We start from the raw sequence: 14,322 nt of genomic DNA, 5'->3' as shown, positions 1-14,322 counted from the left end.
TTATCAGCGCACCTTTCAGAGCCTCGTCTTGAGGAACTGCCTAACCTGCTCTGGGATGCGCGCAGCTTGGCTTGAGCGTTGATCGGCGTTGTTGGCACGAATCTCGAGAACGGGTATACCGGTGGCCTCCAATGCATCAGTGATGAACCCGCTGCCTGGCGTGTCATCTGCGATAAGATGGACCACGCCATCGATGCCATGAGTTTTCGCTTCTTTGACATACCATTCCGATGACCAGGGTGGCACGTAGAGTTGATCCGTCAGACCCACGAATCGCGCGGCTAAGGCCCTGCGGCTGTTGTCCCCGTACCTGGCGTAGCCATCGGCGGCAATGGCCAGATACATCGACCATACAAACACCGCTCCAAATTCTTTGTGGAATTCGGTGTAAAGGTCTAAGTCTGACCAGACTCCACGACCCACCCACATCAAGCGGCGTCGCTCTCCTGGACACACAGCGGCAGACCGCTCCACACGTGCTTCAATCTCCCGATAAAGACCCTGGGCTGCGTCAACAGCCCATTCCGTTCCGCGATGCCACTGAGGGACCATCACCGCGGGCATAGTGTCGCGCACCAGAACCGGCGTGGGACGCACACTGGCCACTAAGTCACGAGACCGGCGGTTCCATTCTGCCTGCTCATTTGCGCGAGCCATGATTTCAGCGAGCTTGTTCTCATTCAGGCGTCTGCCCGTGCGCTCTTCCAACCAGAGGATGAGCTCATCAATCTCGCCTTCCAACAGGTCGAGGCGTGCCGCTCCGAATGCACTCTCCCATTCGTGGGGCACAAGCTCCCACCAGTTCCTGGGCACGGGTTGCGCTCCAGTGCGCGAGAGCAGAAACGTCTCAGTCTCCGGCCGTTTGCCCCACTGCTCGAAGATTTTTTGGGTCACGTCCCCGCTGCGTTCCGCGACGGCAAAAGCGGGAGTGGGAAGTCCGCCCCAGGGTCGCTGATCTTCCGGCAGCAGCTGTTCACCCAGCGGGAGCGCATCATATTGAACGCTGAAGTCAGGCAGACCCTGTTCTGCTAGTTTCGACAGCGCTGCGGGACCGAACCCCTTGGCTGCGATAATTGAAGACCACCACTGGGTCACCACGTAGGGTATGTCCAAGGCCCTGAAGATCTCGTGGGGGGCGTCGGCGTTGAGTATCGCGATGGGCTCACCGGAGCGTGCCGCATCACGGAGGTCGCTGAACCACTGCTTCTGGTACCGAGTCGCGGATACAGCAGCTTGGAGCCGTTCCCATTTCACCGTGATTCCCTCCATTTCGGGCCCTTTAGCTCGCCTATGATTGACTGGGCAGCTTCAACCGCTCCCGCCGCTGCGATACGTACACGAGACGCCATCGGCAGATTCCGGGCGCGTAGTGCCGTCTCTTGTTCCGGCAGGTCCCACGCGGGCGCATCATCGAGTTCACGTATGAGCGACACCGCACCCACGCATCGAGTCTCTTCGACGCCCCGGGTCAGGTGCTGCACGCGCTCGCTGGTGAGCGCTCGCGCAGCAAGCGGAGGTCGCACCGCATGCTGATTGGCGAGGCGCTCGAATAGGACATCCGGGTCGGCTTCGTCTATAGCCTCACCAACCCACGAAGAGTCTCCCGTATCGTGATCTTCAGTGATCACTACATGCCCGGCGTCCTCCAAAAGGCCGTAGATCGTCTCGTCCGGGTGAGAGCTTCCTGTCATGTAGATACGCCGAGCGCCTTCGATCCCCGATGAGACAGCAGCGTCGATTATCCGCACCGCCACATCAGGAGTCTCTTGAGTTGCAGCTCGGTAGGCTTTCAGCGCCTCTGCCCCGGAGCAGTGCTGGGCGAGGCGCCTCTGCCGAAGCCTCCGCAGCGCTGCTCCGATTTCATGTTCTTCTTGGGCCGCGCTGAGGACCGATTCGCCGTCGAGCGCGTGCCCGGTGATCGTCTCAGCGAACTGAGCAAGCTGTGCAAACTGTCGGGTGACGAACTGTCTGCGTGGTCCGCCGGTCCCACGCGGGGCATCAACTAAGTGAACAGGAAACGGCAGGCGGCCCTGCTGTGAAAGCAGACGCGCTATGTAGAACAGGCGTAGATGAGCCATTGAATCGTTGCAGATCACAAGTCCGTCAAACCTGTATTGGCTGGGTACAAGGAGTGAATCTAAAATACGCGTGGTCACGGCGTCGACCGCACCGAGCAGCCGAGTGGCCTCAGCCGTGATGGGCCCGTCCCAGGTACCGAATACGCGCACTGGCAGGGCACGGGATGCCATTACGATCTGGCGAGGTACGTCGGCGCCCACTATCCCGATCCGATGCCCGCTTCTGGCGGCGTACTCGCCGGCCGCCGAGAGATTCACAACACCCCCGATTTCCGCAGACCGGCAATGGATCCCTCGTCGTATCCGAGGCTGCTCAAAATCGTTTCCGTATGCTGACCTAGGTGGGGAGCCGTAGTGTCCATACCCGCCTGACTTTTCGAGTACCGGAAAGGCATGCCTGAGCCGAAGAGCCCGTCAAAGTGACCAAATTCAGGGTGAACCAAGGGCACGACTTCGCCGCGTTCTGTGACACGAGGGTCACGTACCGCTTCGGAAGTGGAACGGACGGGTGCTGCTGGCGCGCCCTCCCTGCCGAGTGAGCTTAGGGCTGTGTCCAAAGTTTGTTCGGCCGCCCAACCGGCTATCAATCCGTGGAGGCGTTTTGAGTTTGCCACTCGTGCGTCGCGAGTCCCGAAGTCCTCAGAGTCCAGAAGATCTGACCGACCTATGCCCCGCAGGACTCCGGCGGCGAATTGGTCGGTCGGAGCGCAGATCGCGAACCATCCGTCCGAGGTCTCGAACGTCCCGAACGGGGCCAGACGAGGAACATAGGCACCGGTGCGCAGGGGAAACCCTACGGACTCAAGGGCGTCAAAGGGTTCGCATGCCACCAGGGAGGTGAGGGCACCCAGCATGGAGACGTCCACGTGTTGGCCCTCTCCCGTGCGTTCGGCGTGCAACACGGCTCCCAGAGTGCCGATGACGGCCGAAAGTGGGGCCACCAGGTCTCCAACAGGCAGCCCGAAGCGCACGGGCGGTTCGCCGGGCTCTCCGGCCGTCATCATGACCCCGCTCAAAGCTTGAATGATCGTATCCATCGCTTTGCGGTCGCCGCTGTCAGTGCCTGCTCCGAAACCACTGATGGAGGTGTACACCAGTCTTTCATTCAGTGACCGCACACTCGCATAGTCGATACCGAGTCTCTTGGTGACCCCGGCACTGTAGTTCTCCACGAGAATGTCCGCCTCGCGGATGAGATCGAATAGTACGTTGCGACTCTCCGGATGCTTGAGATTCAAGGTCATGGACTCTTTGCCGCGTCCCCGGAGCATCATGGAGACGGACATGTCCTCGGGGGAGGTACGCCGAGTGCTCAGCCCCTCTTTAGCAATGTAGGGGGAGTTGTTTCGTGAGGAATCGCCTCCGCGTGAGGGGTTCTCAACTTTGATCACTCTAGCTCCGAGCCCGGAGAGGAGCAGAGTAGCGTAGGGCCCGGCTAAGGCCGTGGTCAGGTCGACGACCGTCTTGCCCTCTAGTGGTCCGGTTTTCATAGTGTGCTTCCCTCCAGTTTCACGTTCAAGCGATCCTCCTGCCACTCGAGGGTGGTTCTCAGACCGGCTTCTTCTGTGATGCGCTCAATGTAGTCGCCGACTGCCTGGCCCTTATCTGATCTGGTGACAGGCAGTGGGCGGGCGTTGTCGTCGATCCAGCACGGTATGAGCTGGGCTCGGATCAGACCGCCTGCGCCAAACTCCAGGGCGGCAATCGCGGTATTGCGGCTTTCCGGGTGAAAAGGGTACTCAGGCATCATGGGGTCGGGTTCGAAGCCGAACAGGCGAATCCGCTCACGTGCCCAGGACCGCCGCTCCGGAGATTGACCAGAACTGTTGTTTAAGGCAGTTGTCACGGTCGCGAAGTTCCCTAAACCGTGGAAGATGGGGCGTCCTCGGTACACTTCGACGCCTTTGAGAATGTGTGCATGATGAGAAAGGACGGCAGAAGCTCCGGCGTCGATGACCGCGTGTGAAATCTCGTACTCGTAGTCAGCGAGGGCTGCTGGCTGGTGAACGAGTCCTTTGTGCAGTGACACGACAATGTCGACATCATCGGCTACATGTCGGTTGATGTGTGCTTTTAGCGACGCCAGGGAGCGGGATTCCGCAAAGGTATAGATCCGCGGAGGGCCACCTGGGTTTGCGCCGCGGGACTCGTAATGGGTTATCACGTCCACGAACGCGCAACCGGGCTTGTTGCTGCCCGCCCATGACTCTCTGGGCCCGACGCAGTTCACGCTCAACACCACAAGCCGCCGACCGTTGTGAGTCACCACGGCAGGTTCCCATGCTTGGGTGAGATCGCGTCCGGCCCCTGTGGGGGTGATACCCCTATTTTGGCAGTGCCTTCGGGAGTCCTCGATTCCTTTTCCGCCGAAGTCGAAGACGTGATTGCCTGCAAGTGTCAGAACTGAGAAACCAGCTTCGGCAACTGCATCGAGAGCCCCGGGCGGGCCGGGCTGGGCCGGAACATCAGAAGACATGACCACCGATGCACCTGTATGGGGCACCTCCAAATGTCCGATGACCACATCAGCGGACGAAAGCAACGACGCTGTCGGGGACAGGAGATCGCTGCAATCTTCCCGCTCCAGTACGAGGTCTCCAGTGGCGAAGACAAGAGTCATGCATTCACCTCGTTGGCGTCACGGTTGCTTCTAGCGAGGAATGTGCGCAGCTGTTCTGAGTGCGGGTTCTCGAAAAACTCTCGCGAAGGGCGATCTTCAATAATCTTTCCCTCAGCCATGAAAATGCACCGATTCGAGACTTCGCGCGCAAATTCCAGCTCATGAGTTACCACCATCATGGTTCGCCCGGTGGATGCCAGGTCCTTCATTGTCTGAAGTACCTCCCCGACGAGCTCTGGGTCCAGTGCGCTGGTCGGTTCATCGAAGAAGAGCACGCGCGGTTCCACGGCAACAGCCCGGGCGATGGCCACCCGCTGCTGCTGCCCGCCGGAAAGGTGACGAGGATAGGCGTGGGCTTTCTCAGAGAGCTCTACTCGCGCCAACAGATCGAAGGCACGCTTCTCGGCTGCGGCCTTCGACAGCCCGTGCGCGACCACCGTCGCCTCAGTGATGTTGCGCAGGACGGTCCAATGCGGAAAGAGATTGAACTGTTGGAAAACCATGCTCATGCGTCGGCGCTGCAAACGGTGTTTCTTATCACTGAGCGGGCGAAGCCTCCCCCGGACCTGTTCGAAGCCCAACAGCTCGCCATCGAGGTAAACGGCACCTGCATCAATCTGCTCAAGTTGGTCTATGCATCGAACAAGAGTAGATTTTCCTGAGCCTGAGCGCCCTAGCACGGCGACGACTTCTCCCTCATCCACTGTGAGACTCACCTTGTCCAACGCGGTCAGCTCACCGAAATGCTTGCTCAGCGAGGTCACCTCGAGCACAGGTGCTGTTGATATATGAGTTTTCACGATTTCTTGCCTCGTGTTCTGGGTTTTTTGTGTGCAATGCGGACGGCTCCTCTGCCGAAATGCGCTTCGACCCTGCGCTGGGCAAGGGTCAGCAGAGTGACAACGATGAGATACCAGATGACAGCGACGATCAGCATGGGAACGACCTCGTAAGTTCGGTTGTAGATCGTCTGCACTGCGTTGAGTAGATCTCCCATCGCAATTACGCTCACCAGCGACGTGCCCTTCAAGAGTGCGATGACCTGGGAACCTGAGGGAGGAATGATGACTCTCATCGCTTGGGGAAGGACAACGCTGCTGAAGGTGTGCCATCTGCTGAAACCCATGGCGGAGGCGGCGTCGTGCTGGCCCAGATCGACAGACAGTAGGCCGGCACGAATGATTTCTGCCATATAAGCGGACTGATGTAGTGAAAGTCCGATGATCGCGGCGGTCAAAGGGGTGATGAGCGAGTTGGTCGACCAGCCGAAAAACTCGGGCCCATAGGGAATACCAACCGAGATGCGTGGAAGAAGATACGCAAGATTGAACCAGAAGATGAGTTGGACCAATGGGGGCACGCCTCTGAAGAATCCGACGAACACCACGCAGGCCAGCCGATACGGCCAGAAGTCACTCAATTGGCCAGAAGCCAGCACGGTGCCCAAGAGCGTCCCCAAAAACATGCACACTACGGTGAGCATGAGTGTCATGACCAGGCCGGTCAGCACACTCGGCGCAAGGAGGTACTCAGCCACGACGGGCCACTCGAATCTCTCGTTGGTGATGAGGAAGGTCAGCACGCCTAGCGTGACCATGACCAAGAGGGTGGATCCGAGGATTCGCAGTGGCATGATTCTAGGTCGTGCCTCCGCTGCATCGTGTTTAAGCGGTCGAGCAGGACTGGTTGTAGTGGGTGCAGATGTGAGCGTCATACGTCACCGTTCGACATGGGGTTCAATGATGGCTCATCGACCGCTGCGTCCTGGAGATTCCAATCTTGCATGATTCGCGCGTATTTTCCGTTCTCGAAAATGGCCTCGAAGGCGGCGAACATGGGTTCCGCAAGATCGTTGTCCTTGGGCATAAACATGGCTAGCAGGTCGACACCTGCTCCCTGCTCGTCGGATTGTGCGATGTAATCGTAGACATCCGGATCCTGGCCTTGGATGTCCAAAGCAGCTGCCTGAGTGGTTCCTGCGTAATCGGCCCGATCAGAATTGAGGGCGAGGATTGTCGAATTGGTGTCTTCCAGACCGATGAATTCAGGGGCCTCCAGGTCTAGTTCCGCACACCATTCTGTGTACAGTTCCAACTGACTCTCGGTGACGGATCCTGACACGCCAGCTACCCGAGCTCCACACAACGCTTCGGGATCCTCCAGCTCGTTGGATTGCTCGGCAAGGTAGAGATAGGAAGTCCGTGTGGTCATCCAGACGACGGCATCGAAGTCTTCTTCTCGTTCAGGAGTGGTGCGCACTGGACCGTTGAATGCGTGATAGCGGCCGGAGAGCATCCCTGAGAGCATGGCGTCGAGCCCAGAGGTCGTTTGAACGTCGAAGGGAACTCCCAGCTGCTCCACCAGGGCTTCCTGGAGATCGGGATCAATGCCGGTAATGTCACCGTCGTCAGCGATCGTGCGATAGGGAGGATGAGTGTCGGCCGCAATCACTATGTGGCCGAGGTCTTGGATGTCTTCCGGCAGTTGGTCGTAGAGCGGGGCATCGGTGTTCACCCCTCCCGCTTCCTCCGGCGCATCCTCAGCTGAACCGCCGTCATCTCCTGCGCATGCTGTAATCGCTAGGACCGCAGTGACAGTCAATGCTGCCCTTCGGAGTCGTCTCTCTCTCATGGCAACCTCCTAAATTGTGAGCTGTATCACCTGTGTAGGTAGTCGGACAATATCATACAGATTGATAACTAACCATTGAGAAGTCCAACGAAACTGGACACCGAATCACGCTCCGACGGAAGGCTAGGCTCAACCCGGGGGAGACACCTCGGATGGAGCAGGCGACCGGACCACCACGCGCTAAGCAGGAGTCCATGACGCTGCCGACGAGTCGGAGACCTAAGTTTGCAGCTGTAGAAGAGGTCAGTTTTTGGCCGACAGTTCTACATTTTGGTCGATGCATGGCGCCGACAGCGTAAGGAGAGAAGTGACAAGATTCCGATGTCATAGCGGAGGACGGGACCGGCCGTGATCGTGAGGACGAGGTTTTACGAACCGCCGATCGCCTACACCGTCAGAAGTGGCCTGCAAGGAGAAAACGCTCTTGACGTCCCTGGGAAAAGGTGATCTTCTATTTTGAGTATGATAACCGTCACAATACTCAGCTTCTCCAGGGGCATTGGCTCAGCCGCGATCTGCGGTATCGAGAACCCATCAGGCCCTAATCCAGGTTAAGTAGTCACACCCTCTCCTTTGAAAGAGGCACCATGACCGACACCACTACAGCCCTGCAGGACGCGGGGCAGCAGGCTCCGATCAATACGCCGCTGTTCTACGGGGGCAGAGAGCACAAAACCGATCAGACCATAACCGTTACAAACCCCGCTAAACCTTCCGAGGTGGTCGGCCACGCTGCCGCGGCAACTCGCGATCAGGCGCTTGAGGCTGTGGTCGCAGCGAAGGAAGCCTTCGTCTCTTGGGCTGAGCTCTCGGGCTCGGAGCGCGCCCAGCGGCTGACTGAGGCTGCGGGCACCATCATGACGGAGTCCGAACGAGAGGCAGCCATCCTGTCTTCGGAGAACGGCAAGGTCGTTGGCGAGTCAACGTTCGATCTGATGGGTTTGGCGAAGCGTTTTGAGTTGGCCTGTGGGTTGGCTGAGGAAGTTGATGCCGTCGAAGCTCTTCCTGGACCGCCCACCGAGGTGCACATTTCACACAAACCCATGGGTGTTGTGACCATCATCGTCCCCTTCAACTGGCCGATCGCGATCCTTGGTGCCTCGCTGCCCTACGCTCTGATGGCGGGAAACGCCGTGGTGGTCAAGCCGCCGCCGTCATGCCCGCTGGCCACCACGCGCGCCGTGCAGCGCCTAGCAGAGAAACTGCCAGCTGGCGTATTGAACGTGGTTACTGGCGAGGACGCCGAGATCGGTGAGGCACTGGTCTCTAACGAAGATGTCGCTAAGGTGTGCTTCACTGGCTCGGTCAATGGAGGGAAGCGGATCATGTCCATGGCCTCGCAGACGCTGACCAATGTAACCCTGGAACTGGGGGGCAACGACGGTGTTCTGATCCTGGACGATGCTGAGTTCAATGAGCAGAACATGGACCTGCTGTTTATGGGCGTGTTCGGCACCACCGGCCAGGTGTGTATGAATGCCAAGCGAATCTACGTGCACTCCGCCAAGAAGGACGAGCTCGTGGCAGAAATGACTAAGCGCCTGGAGCAGGTCAAGATCGGCCCGGCACAGGATACTTCCACCACGATGGGGCCGTTCCACCAGAAGGCCCAACTGGAGTTCGTGCAGGCACTTGTGCAGGAGGCCAAGGACTCTGGCGCAGAGGTCCGCGAGTTCGGTGAACTCCCCGGTGGTGAATGGGCTGATGGCAACTTCATGCGTCCCTCTCTTGTCTTGGATCCTGATCCGAGCCTGCGCATCGTGACCGAAGAGCAGTTCGGGCCGACCATCCCGATCATCACCTTCGAGGATGTCGAAGATGGCATCCGTATGATCAACGACACCCGGTACGGTCTATGCAACTCCGTGTGGACCTCCAACGAAGAGAGCGCTCACGCGGTGGGCACCCGCCTGGAATCGGGTTACGTCTTCCATAACACCCATGGTCCGGCTCTGCTCGACCAGCGTGCCCCGTTCGGTGGCGTCAAACAATCCGGTATCGGGCGCGAAATGGGCACTATTGGCCTGCGCGAGTTCCAGGAACCGCATGCCCTGGGCATCCTGAAAGGCTGATGCTCGGCGGTACGGCTCCGATTCCAAGTCCGGCCGTTCAAAAGGGTGTCGTTGTTTGCAGTAAGCACCGTTGCCGGGTGTAGGAATAGGTGCCAAGCTGGAGCGGAAGGCGTCCTGACTAGGAAGGTTATACGACCCTGGACTGCTCGGTGCGCCGAAAAGCCAACTAAAGTCACCTCGGGCGACCGTTTGGAGCGGTCGTTCCTGAAGATTGTGGAGTTCTACTGCGAGTACCAGCGCGTTCCGAGATTGACAACACGGGAGATCACTGAGCGTAAGTTCGGAGCCAGGTTGGACGGCATCCTGGCTCACGACGAGAAAATCGAAGCGCTGCGACACCTGGAGGAGTTTGGACTGCTCGAGATACCAGAATCACCAGAATCCGTGGATGACCTGTTGGACTCCGATGGTGCGGACCTACTGGAGGACACCTCCGGCGTTCTGGATACCAGTAGTCTGCCTGCCCCGCCGCGGGCTAAGCGGACTGACCCGGAGGATGTGGCGCAGAAGAGTAAGAGCGAGGACTCTGCAGCCTTCGATCCGCTGTTCGCGCAGAAGCATGAGGAACTGCGTAGCCGCCAGGCCAAGCTCGCGCCGTTCGGAGGAGAGTCCAGTATCGAACCTGGTGCGTTTTTCGTCCTCTCGGGCCTGATGCTCTTTGTCGCTGAGCTGGGGGCGAAGCAGCCGGTCTCCGGTAAGCGCGTGTGGTATAAGCAGCGCACCCGTAACGCCGACCAGGCCACCGGATTTATGTACGTGCTGCGATCACTCAGCGATGCCCCGCAGATCAGCAGCATTGAGAAACTCCACAAGATCGGGTTCTCCCGAGGCACTCGAGCCGGTTCATCACCGCCGGCAGCCAAGAAAAACTCGACGCCGCAGAGGAGTTGGGTGCCAGCGTCGTCATCAACTACCGCGAAGAGGACTTCGCGCAACGCATCAAGGACGAGGCCTAGGGTGCCGGGGTGGATGCCGGCCTAGCTGGACCTCGGACGGATGCTCAAGCGCCGGCTCCACGTCTCCGCCACCACCCTGCGCGGACGCTCCAAAAAGGAGAAGGCCGAGATCGTCACCGCAGTGACGGAGAACGTGTGGCCCACCGGATGCTGGGACGCGGCGAGGTCATCGGCAAGCTGGTGCTGACGCCCTAGCTCAGCTGTCCAGCAGGGCGTAGACGCGGGCCGGGCTGCCGGTGCCGCCCACGATCGGCAGCGGAGCCACCACAAGGATTGCGCCCGTGGCGGGGAGTTTATCCAGGTTCTGCAGGGAGGTGATGCCGTACTTATCACTGCCCAGCAGGAAATAGTGCGCGGGGAACGGCGGGTCCAGCTCCGCCGCATTTCCCTGGTCGATGCCGACGGTCTCCACGCCGTAGCCGGAAAGTTCAGTCTCCTCCGCCAGCCATTTGGCACACGCTGAGGAGATCCCCGGAGTGTGGGAGCCAGACTCATCTGCGTTGAGGAACGCCTCCTTGTCATCGGCATACTTGTCCCATCCCGTGCGCAGCAGTAGCCAGCCATTGGCCGGCAGCGGCCCGTGCTCGGCCTCCCACGCCTTGACATGTTCGACCTCCAGAAGGAAGTCCGCATTCTGCGCCACCGCAGCGCTGACATCCAACACCGCGGCGGGCCCGATCAGACGTTCCGGCTCAATCTGAGACACGTCCTTACCCTCCTTGCCGGATGCCCAGTGGACGGGTGCGTCAATATGGGTGCCGATGTGCTCACCTGTATGGATGTTGTGGTGCTTCCAGAACGGGCCAGACTCGTTGTAAGCGGCAACCTCCTCCAATCGGAAATCAATCAGGTTCGGGAACGGCTCCGGCAGGCGCAGGGTCGGAGTCTCGGCGGAGAGAGTATTGGTCAGGTCCACGATCTTCAGTGAACCCTCCGCCAGGGCAGTGGCGAGGCTGGTGGTCAGTGACATGGGGCTCCTTCGTCTTCAGTGCGGTGCAGGCGGGGTGCAATGAGTATTCAGTTATCAGGCATGTGCAGGCTAACGTCAGTGCCCTTTGAAGGCTTCGGCGAGCCACCAGGAACCGCCGTCGGAGGCGATCTTGGCGTCAATCACCAGCACAGAGTCCACACCCTGACTGATCCGGGTGCAGGCTGCGGTCAAGTCTTCTGCGGTGCGGATCGTTAGGCCCTCGGCGCCGAAGCCGCGGGCCACAGAGGCAATGTCCGTCTCCGGGAATCTCACGATCTCAAGCTCGTCCTCCGCTGCGTCGAAGTGGTGGACTTCTGCTCCATAGGCGTCGTCGTTATAAACCACCACAACCATGGGCAGCTGCTGCCGCACCGCGGTGTCCAACTCAGCGATGCTCATCAGGAATCCACCGTCACCGGTGCCCAGCACGGTCAGCCGGTCCGGGGCGGCGGTGGCGAGTCCGATCGCGGTGTGCAGGCCCAACCCGATGGATTGGAAGGACTGCGTCATGCAGAATCCGCGCTCATCGGGGACCTGGAAATAGGCCGCTGGATAACCCATGAAGTTCCCGGAATCGATCGCCACACTGCGCTGGGCCGGAAGCGCCCTATCCAGCTCGATACTCAGCACACGCGGATCGATCCGCTCACCAGTCGAGAGATCCTCAAACGGCTCAGTGTCCTTCCGCGCCCGCTCCGCAATGAGGTCCTGCATATGGGTGGTGCGCAACTTGAGTTCGACGTTGAGTGGGGCGGGGGAGCGGCTGAGCAGTTCGGTGCGCACAGCGGTGGCGGTCTCCGCGGCGTCGCCCAGCACGCCGGCGCTGATGGGCCGGTGAGCACCCAGTGCCGTCTGCTCGGTGTCGACCTGGATCACCGTGGTGTCCTCGCCGATGAGGGAGCCATGGCGCATAGTCCACATATTCAGCGCACATCCGAAGGCGACGATCAGATCCGCGTTCCTGATGGTCTCAGCGGCGAAGTCGGAGGAGAACCCGCCGGAGATTCCCAGGCAGAAGGCGTCGGCGTGGAACAGGCCATGGGCCGCGGCGGAGGTGGCGGTCAGCGCGCCAGTCACCTGAGCCAGGGCGAGAAGTTCCGGGCCGGCATTCCGCCCACCGCGGCCTGCGAGGATGACCGGCCGTTGCGCCCGGCTGAGGGCATCAGCCAGTGCGGAGACAGACTCTGCGGAGGGGCGCAGACTCTGCGCAGTGGGGCGACGGCGAGTACTGCCCGCCGCAGGTGAGTCGGCACCGGGGTACGGCTGGCCCTGGATATCGATCGGTACCGACAGCACCACTGTGCGGCGGGCTAAGACGGCCGTGCGGAACGCACGCTCCGTGTCCGCCACGGCAGAAGCTGCCGAATGCACACGCTCTGCCACCGCACCGACTGAGTCGGCCAAGCCGTCCTGATCAATGCGGAAGTTCGACAGCGTGGCCGCGACCCCGGTATCAGCGGTGAGGACGATCATCGGGGTCCGCGACTTCGCCGCCTCAGCGATCCCTGTCACGGCGTTGGTGAGCCCACACCCCTGATGGGTGGTGACCACCGTGACCGTACCGGTAGTGCGTGCGTAAGCATCCGCCATAGTCGCTGCCCCGCCCTCATGACGTGCAGCCGTCCAGCCTGCGCCACCGCGCCGCAGCGCGTTGGTCATGGCGAAGTTCCCGCTGCCCACCACACCAAAGACATGCTCGACGCCGAGCTCTGCCAGGGTGCGGCCCACAGCCACGGCAACCGTTTCAGGCTGCGGAGATGGTGCGTTGACGGACAAGCTGACCTCCTCTATCAGGGTCAGCCTATGCAACACGCGCTCGCGGCAGAACTTCGGTCAGAAATGAGTCAGCGAATCCGCCGGTACGAATAGGCAACCATGGCCAGCGCGATCACACCCGAGAGAATGAGCGTGATGCCGGTACCCCAACCTCCGAAGAGCCACCATCTTGCGTCCAGCGGCCACCATTCGGGAACAGCGGGTTGAACCACCCAGAGCACGCCCAGTGCAGTGATACCGAGTGCGCCGATGATGCTGCCAATGATCTTGGGCCAGCTGCTGACCCCTTTGATCGCGAGCCTGATGGCGCGGGCCTTCAGAGGCAGCAGACGGTTCCTGGCCCAGGTGTATCGAGTCGCCAGCAGAGCGAAACCAGACACCAGCAGTAGGAGTCCAGGGCCAGGGAGCACAAGGGCTGCGGCCCCCACCGCCACCAGAGTCCAGCCGAGGATCTCCGCGCCACGGCGTTTGAGCCACCGCTGTGCCGTGGGAGGGTCGTGTTCCAGGAGATCCACTGGGAGATCACCCACCTATCAGACTCATACACCGGGGAACGTCTCACACGCTCTGATCAGCACCGATGTCTCTTATCTCAGAGTGGGGCGTGCGGCTGGACGTTGTGTGTGAGCAGGCCGTGAGTTACTCAGAGAGTGAGGTGGGATACAGTGCGGACATGATCATCCGAGTCATTGTGATGCGCGTAGCCCGTATGGCGATCAGAATGTTCCGGCAGCGCCGCCGCGGTCAGGGCCAGCCTCCTCAGCGATGACTGGTCTGTCGTTAGGGGGTCATTTCTGCCTGTCATGGGCGCCAGCAGCCCCCGGAGCAGCGGCTAGGTCAAGCTGAGTCAGTTTCCTGTCTCGAAGATTCCGATCTCACCGATGAGCAGAAAAAGCAGCAGACCTACGCAGATGAGGGCGAAAATTGCCAGCATTGTGGTCGTCGACCGTGCGGGCTTGCTGGGGCTTTCCGGTGAGCTGGCGACGTCGTCAGTGCTGAGCTGCGAATCCGCAGGGGATCCGGGCTGACCTGTGCCCTTTGGGTCTTCTGACTGATGTGTATTGGAAGCTGACATGGTGACCGACACATCCTCACGAACATTGTGGATATTTCGCTGTGCGGAGTTTCAGGCTGGTCGCCCTCCCTCCGATACTCAGCGTACTCCTGTCATGCGGAGGTGACTCCGCTGTGCGGCACAGATCACGGTGGTGTGCGGCAC

General features: G+C 60.3%; 14 protein-coding genes. 3 read left to right on the top strand and 11 right to left on the bottom strand.

Features of this window, described 5'->3' with window-relative positions:
* Nucleotides 1-15 precede the first annotated feature (15 nt).
* The 7 genes from FH975_RS05040 to FH975_RS05010 all read right to left on the bottom strand — a co-directional run bounded on the left by FH975_RS05040 (nt 16) and on the right by FH975_RS05010 (nt 7,329).
* The gene (locus FH975_RS05040; RefSeq protein WP_162320350.1) at nt 16-1,269 is read right to left on the bottom strand and encodes a 2-hydroxyacyl-CoA dehydratase family protein; all 1,254 of its coding nucleotides are present in this window, start codon (nt 1,267-1,269) and stop codon (nt 16-18) included.
* Nucleotides 1,251-2,336, bottom strand: coding sequence for a 2-hydroxyacyl-CoA dehydratase family protein (locus FH975_RS05035; RefSeq protein WP_162320349.1), 1,086 nt, complete (start codon nt 2,334-2,336; stop codon nt 1,251-1,253). The genes FH975_RS05040 and FH975_RS05035 overlap by 19 nt, the downstream gene beginning before the upstream one ends.
* Nucleotides 2,333-3,568: a CaiB/BaiF CoA transferase family protein gene (locus tag FH975_RS05030; protein WP_162320348.1), complete on the bottom strand. Its 1,236-nt coding sequence runs from the start codon at nt 3,566-3,568 to the stop codon at nt 2,333-2,335. The genes FH975_RS05035 and FH975_RS05030 overlap by 4 nt, the downstream gene beginning before the upstream one ends.
* On the bottom strand, nt 3,565-4,698 hold the full coding sequence (locus FH975_RS05025; RefSeq protein WP_162320347.1) for a CapA family protein: 1,134 nt from the start codon (nt 4,696-4,698) through the stop codon (nt 3,565-3,567). The genes FH975_RS05030 and FH975_RS05025 overlap by 4 nt, the downstream gene beginning before the upstream one ends.
* Complete coding sequence (locus FH975_RS05020; RefSeq protein WP_328821786.1) at nt 4,695-5,498, bottom strand: amino acid ABC transporter ATP-binding protein; 804 nt, start codon at nt 5,496-5,498, stop codon at nt 4,695-4,697. Before FH975_RS05020 ends, FH975_RS05025 begins: the two co-directional genes overlap by 4 nt.
* Nucleotides 5,495-6,331: an amino acid ABC transporter permease gene (locus tag FH975_RS05015; protein ID WP_235928460.1), complete on the bottom strand. Its 837-nt coding sequence runs from the start codon at nt 6,329-6,331 to the stop codon at nt 5,495-5,497. Before FH975_RS05015 ends, FH975_RS05020 begins: the two co-directional genes overlap by 4 nt.
* A 77-nt stretch (nt 6,332-6,408) precedes the next feature.
* Nucleotides 6,409-7,329 carry a transporter substrate-binding domain-containing protein gene (locus tag FH975_RS05010; protein WP_162320345.1) on the bottom strand — a complete coding sequence of 307 codons (921 nt, stop codon included), beginning with the start codon at nt 7,327-7,329 and terminating at the stop codon, nt 6,409-6,411.
* Between the two features lie 587 nt (nt 7,330-7,916).
* Here FH975_RS05010 and FH975_RS05005 point away from each other — a divergent pair.
* From FH975_RS05005 to FH975_RS04995, 3 genes are all read left to right on the top strand, one after another.
* The gene (locus tag FH975_RS05005; RefSeq protein WP_162320344.1) at nt 7,917-9,401 is read left to right on the top strand and encodes an aldehyde dehydrogenase family protein; all 1,485 of its coding nucleotides are present in this window, start codon (nt 7,917-7,919) and stop codon (nt 9,399-9,401) included.
* Between the two features lie 189 nt (nt 9,402-9,590).
* Nucleotides 9,591-10,382 carry a hypothetical protein gene (locus FH975_RS05000; RefSeq protein WP_235928459.1) on the top strand — a complete coding sequence of 264 codons (792 nt, stop codon included), beginning with the start codon at nt 9,591-9,593 and terminating at the stop codon, nt 10,380-10,382.
* Between the two features lie 15 nt (nt 10,383-10,397).
* On the top strand, nt 10,398-10,544 hold the full coding sequence (locus FH975_RS04995) for a hypothetical protein (RefSeq protein ID WP_162320342.1): 147 nt from the start codon (nt 10,398-10,400) through the stop codon (nt 10,542-10,544).
* 9 nt (nt 10,545-10,553) lie between these two features.
* Here FH975_RS04995 and FH975_RS04990 read toward each other — a convergent pair whose 3' ends face one another.
* The 4 genes from FH975_RS04990 to FH975_RS04975 form a co-directional block, all read right to left on the bottom strand.
* Nucleotides 10,554-11,327, bottom strand: a complete 774-nt coding sequence (locus FH975_RS04990) for a cyclase family protein (protein WP_162320341.1) — start codon at nt 11,325-11,327, stop codon at nt 10,554-10,556.
* Nucleotides 11,328-11,402: 75 nt separating this feature from the next.
* The gene (locus FH975_RS04985) at nt 11,403-13,103 is read right to left on the bottom strand and encodes a thiamine pyrophosphate-binding protein (protein WP_202923027.1); all 1,701 of its coding nucleotides are present in this window, start codon (nt 13,101-13,103) and stop codon (nt 11,403-11,405) included.
* Between the two features lie 68 nt (nt 13,104-13,171).
* Complete coding sequence (locus tag FH975_RS04980) at nt 13,172-13,633, bottom strand: PGPGW domain-containing protein (protein ID WP_328821785.1); 462 nt, start codon at nt 13,631-13,633, stop codon at nt 13,172-13,174.
* 317 nt (nt 13,634-13,950) lie between these two features.
* A complete protein-coding gene (locus FH975_RS04975) occupies nt 13,951-14,178 on the bottom strand; it encodes a hypothetical protein (protein WP_162320340.1) in 228 nt (75 codons plus the stop codon).
* Nucleotides 14,179-14,322 lie beyond the last annotated feature (144 nt).

The organism is Nesterenkonia haasae, from assembly GCF_010119385.1.
Classification (GTDB): Bacteria; Actinomycetota; Actinomycetes; order Actinomycetales; family Micrococcaceae; genus Nesterenkonia; species Nesterenkonia haasae.
Note: the sequence above shows the minus strand (reverse complement) of the source record. Positions and strands in the feature narration are given on the sequence as shown.

Coding starts and splice junctions, on each gene's coding strand:
- FH975_RS05005 (WP_162320344.1), top strand. CDS start 7,917: ATGACCGACACCACTACAGCCCTGCAGGACGCGGGGCAGCAGGCTCCG.
- FH975_RS05015 (WP_235928460.1), bottom strand. CDS start 6,331: ATGCCACTGCGAATCCTCGGATCCACCCTCTTGGTCATGGTCACGCTA.
- FH975_RS05040 (WP_162320350.1), bottom strand. CDS start 1,269: ATGGAGGGAATCACGGTGAAATGGGAACGGCTCCAAGCTGCTGTATCC.
- FH975_RS04995 (WP_162320342.1), top strand. CDS start 10,398: ATGCTCAAGCGCCGGCTCCACGTCTCCGCCACCACCCTGCGCGGACGC.
- FH975_RS04975 (WP_162320340.1), bottom strand. CDS start 14,178: ATGTCAGCTTCCAATACACATCAGTCAGAAGACCCAAAGGGCACAGGT.
- FH975_RS05025 (WP_162320347.1), bottom strand. CDS start 4,698: ATGACTCTTGTCTTCGCCACTGGAGACCTCGTACTGGAGCGGGAAGAT.
- FH975_RS05030 (WP_162320348.1), bottom strand. CDS start 3,568: ATGAAAACCGGACCACTAGAGGGCAAGACGGTCGTCGACCTGACCACG.
- FH975_RS05010 (WP_162320345.1), bottom strand. CDS start 7,329: ATGAGAGAGAGACGACTCCGAAGGGCAGCATTGACTGTCACTGCGGTC.
- FH975_RS04990 (WP_162320341.1), bottom strand. CDS start 11,327: ATGTCACTGACCACCAGCCTCGCCACTGCCCTGGCGGAGGGTTCACTG.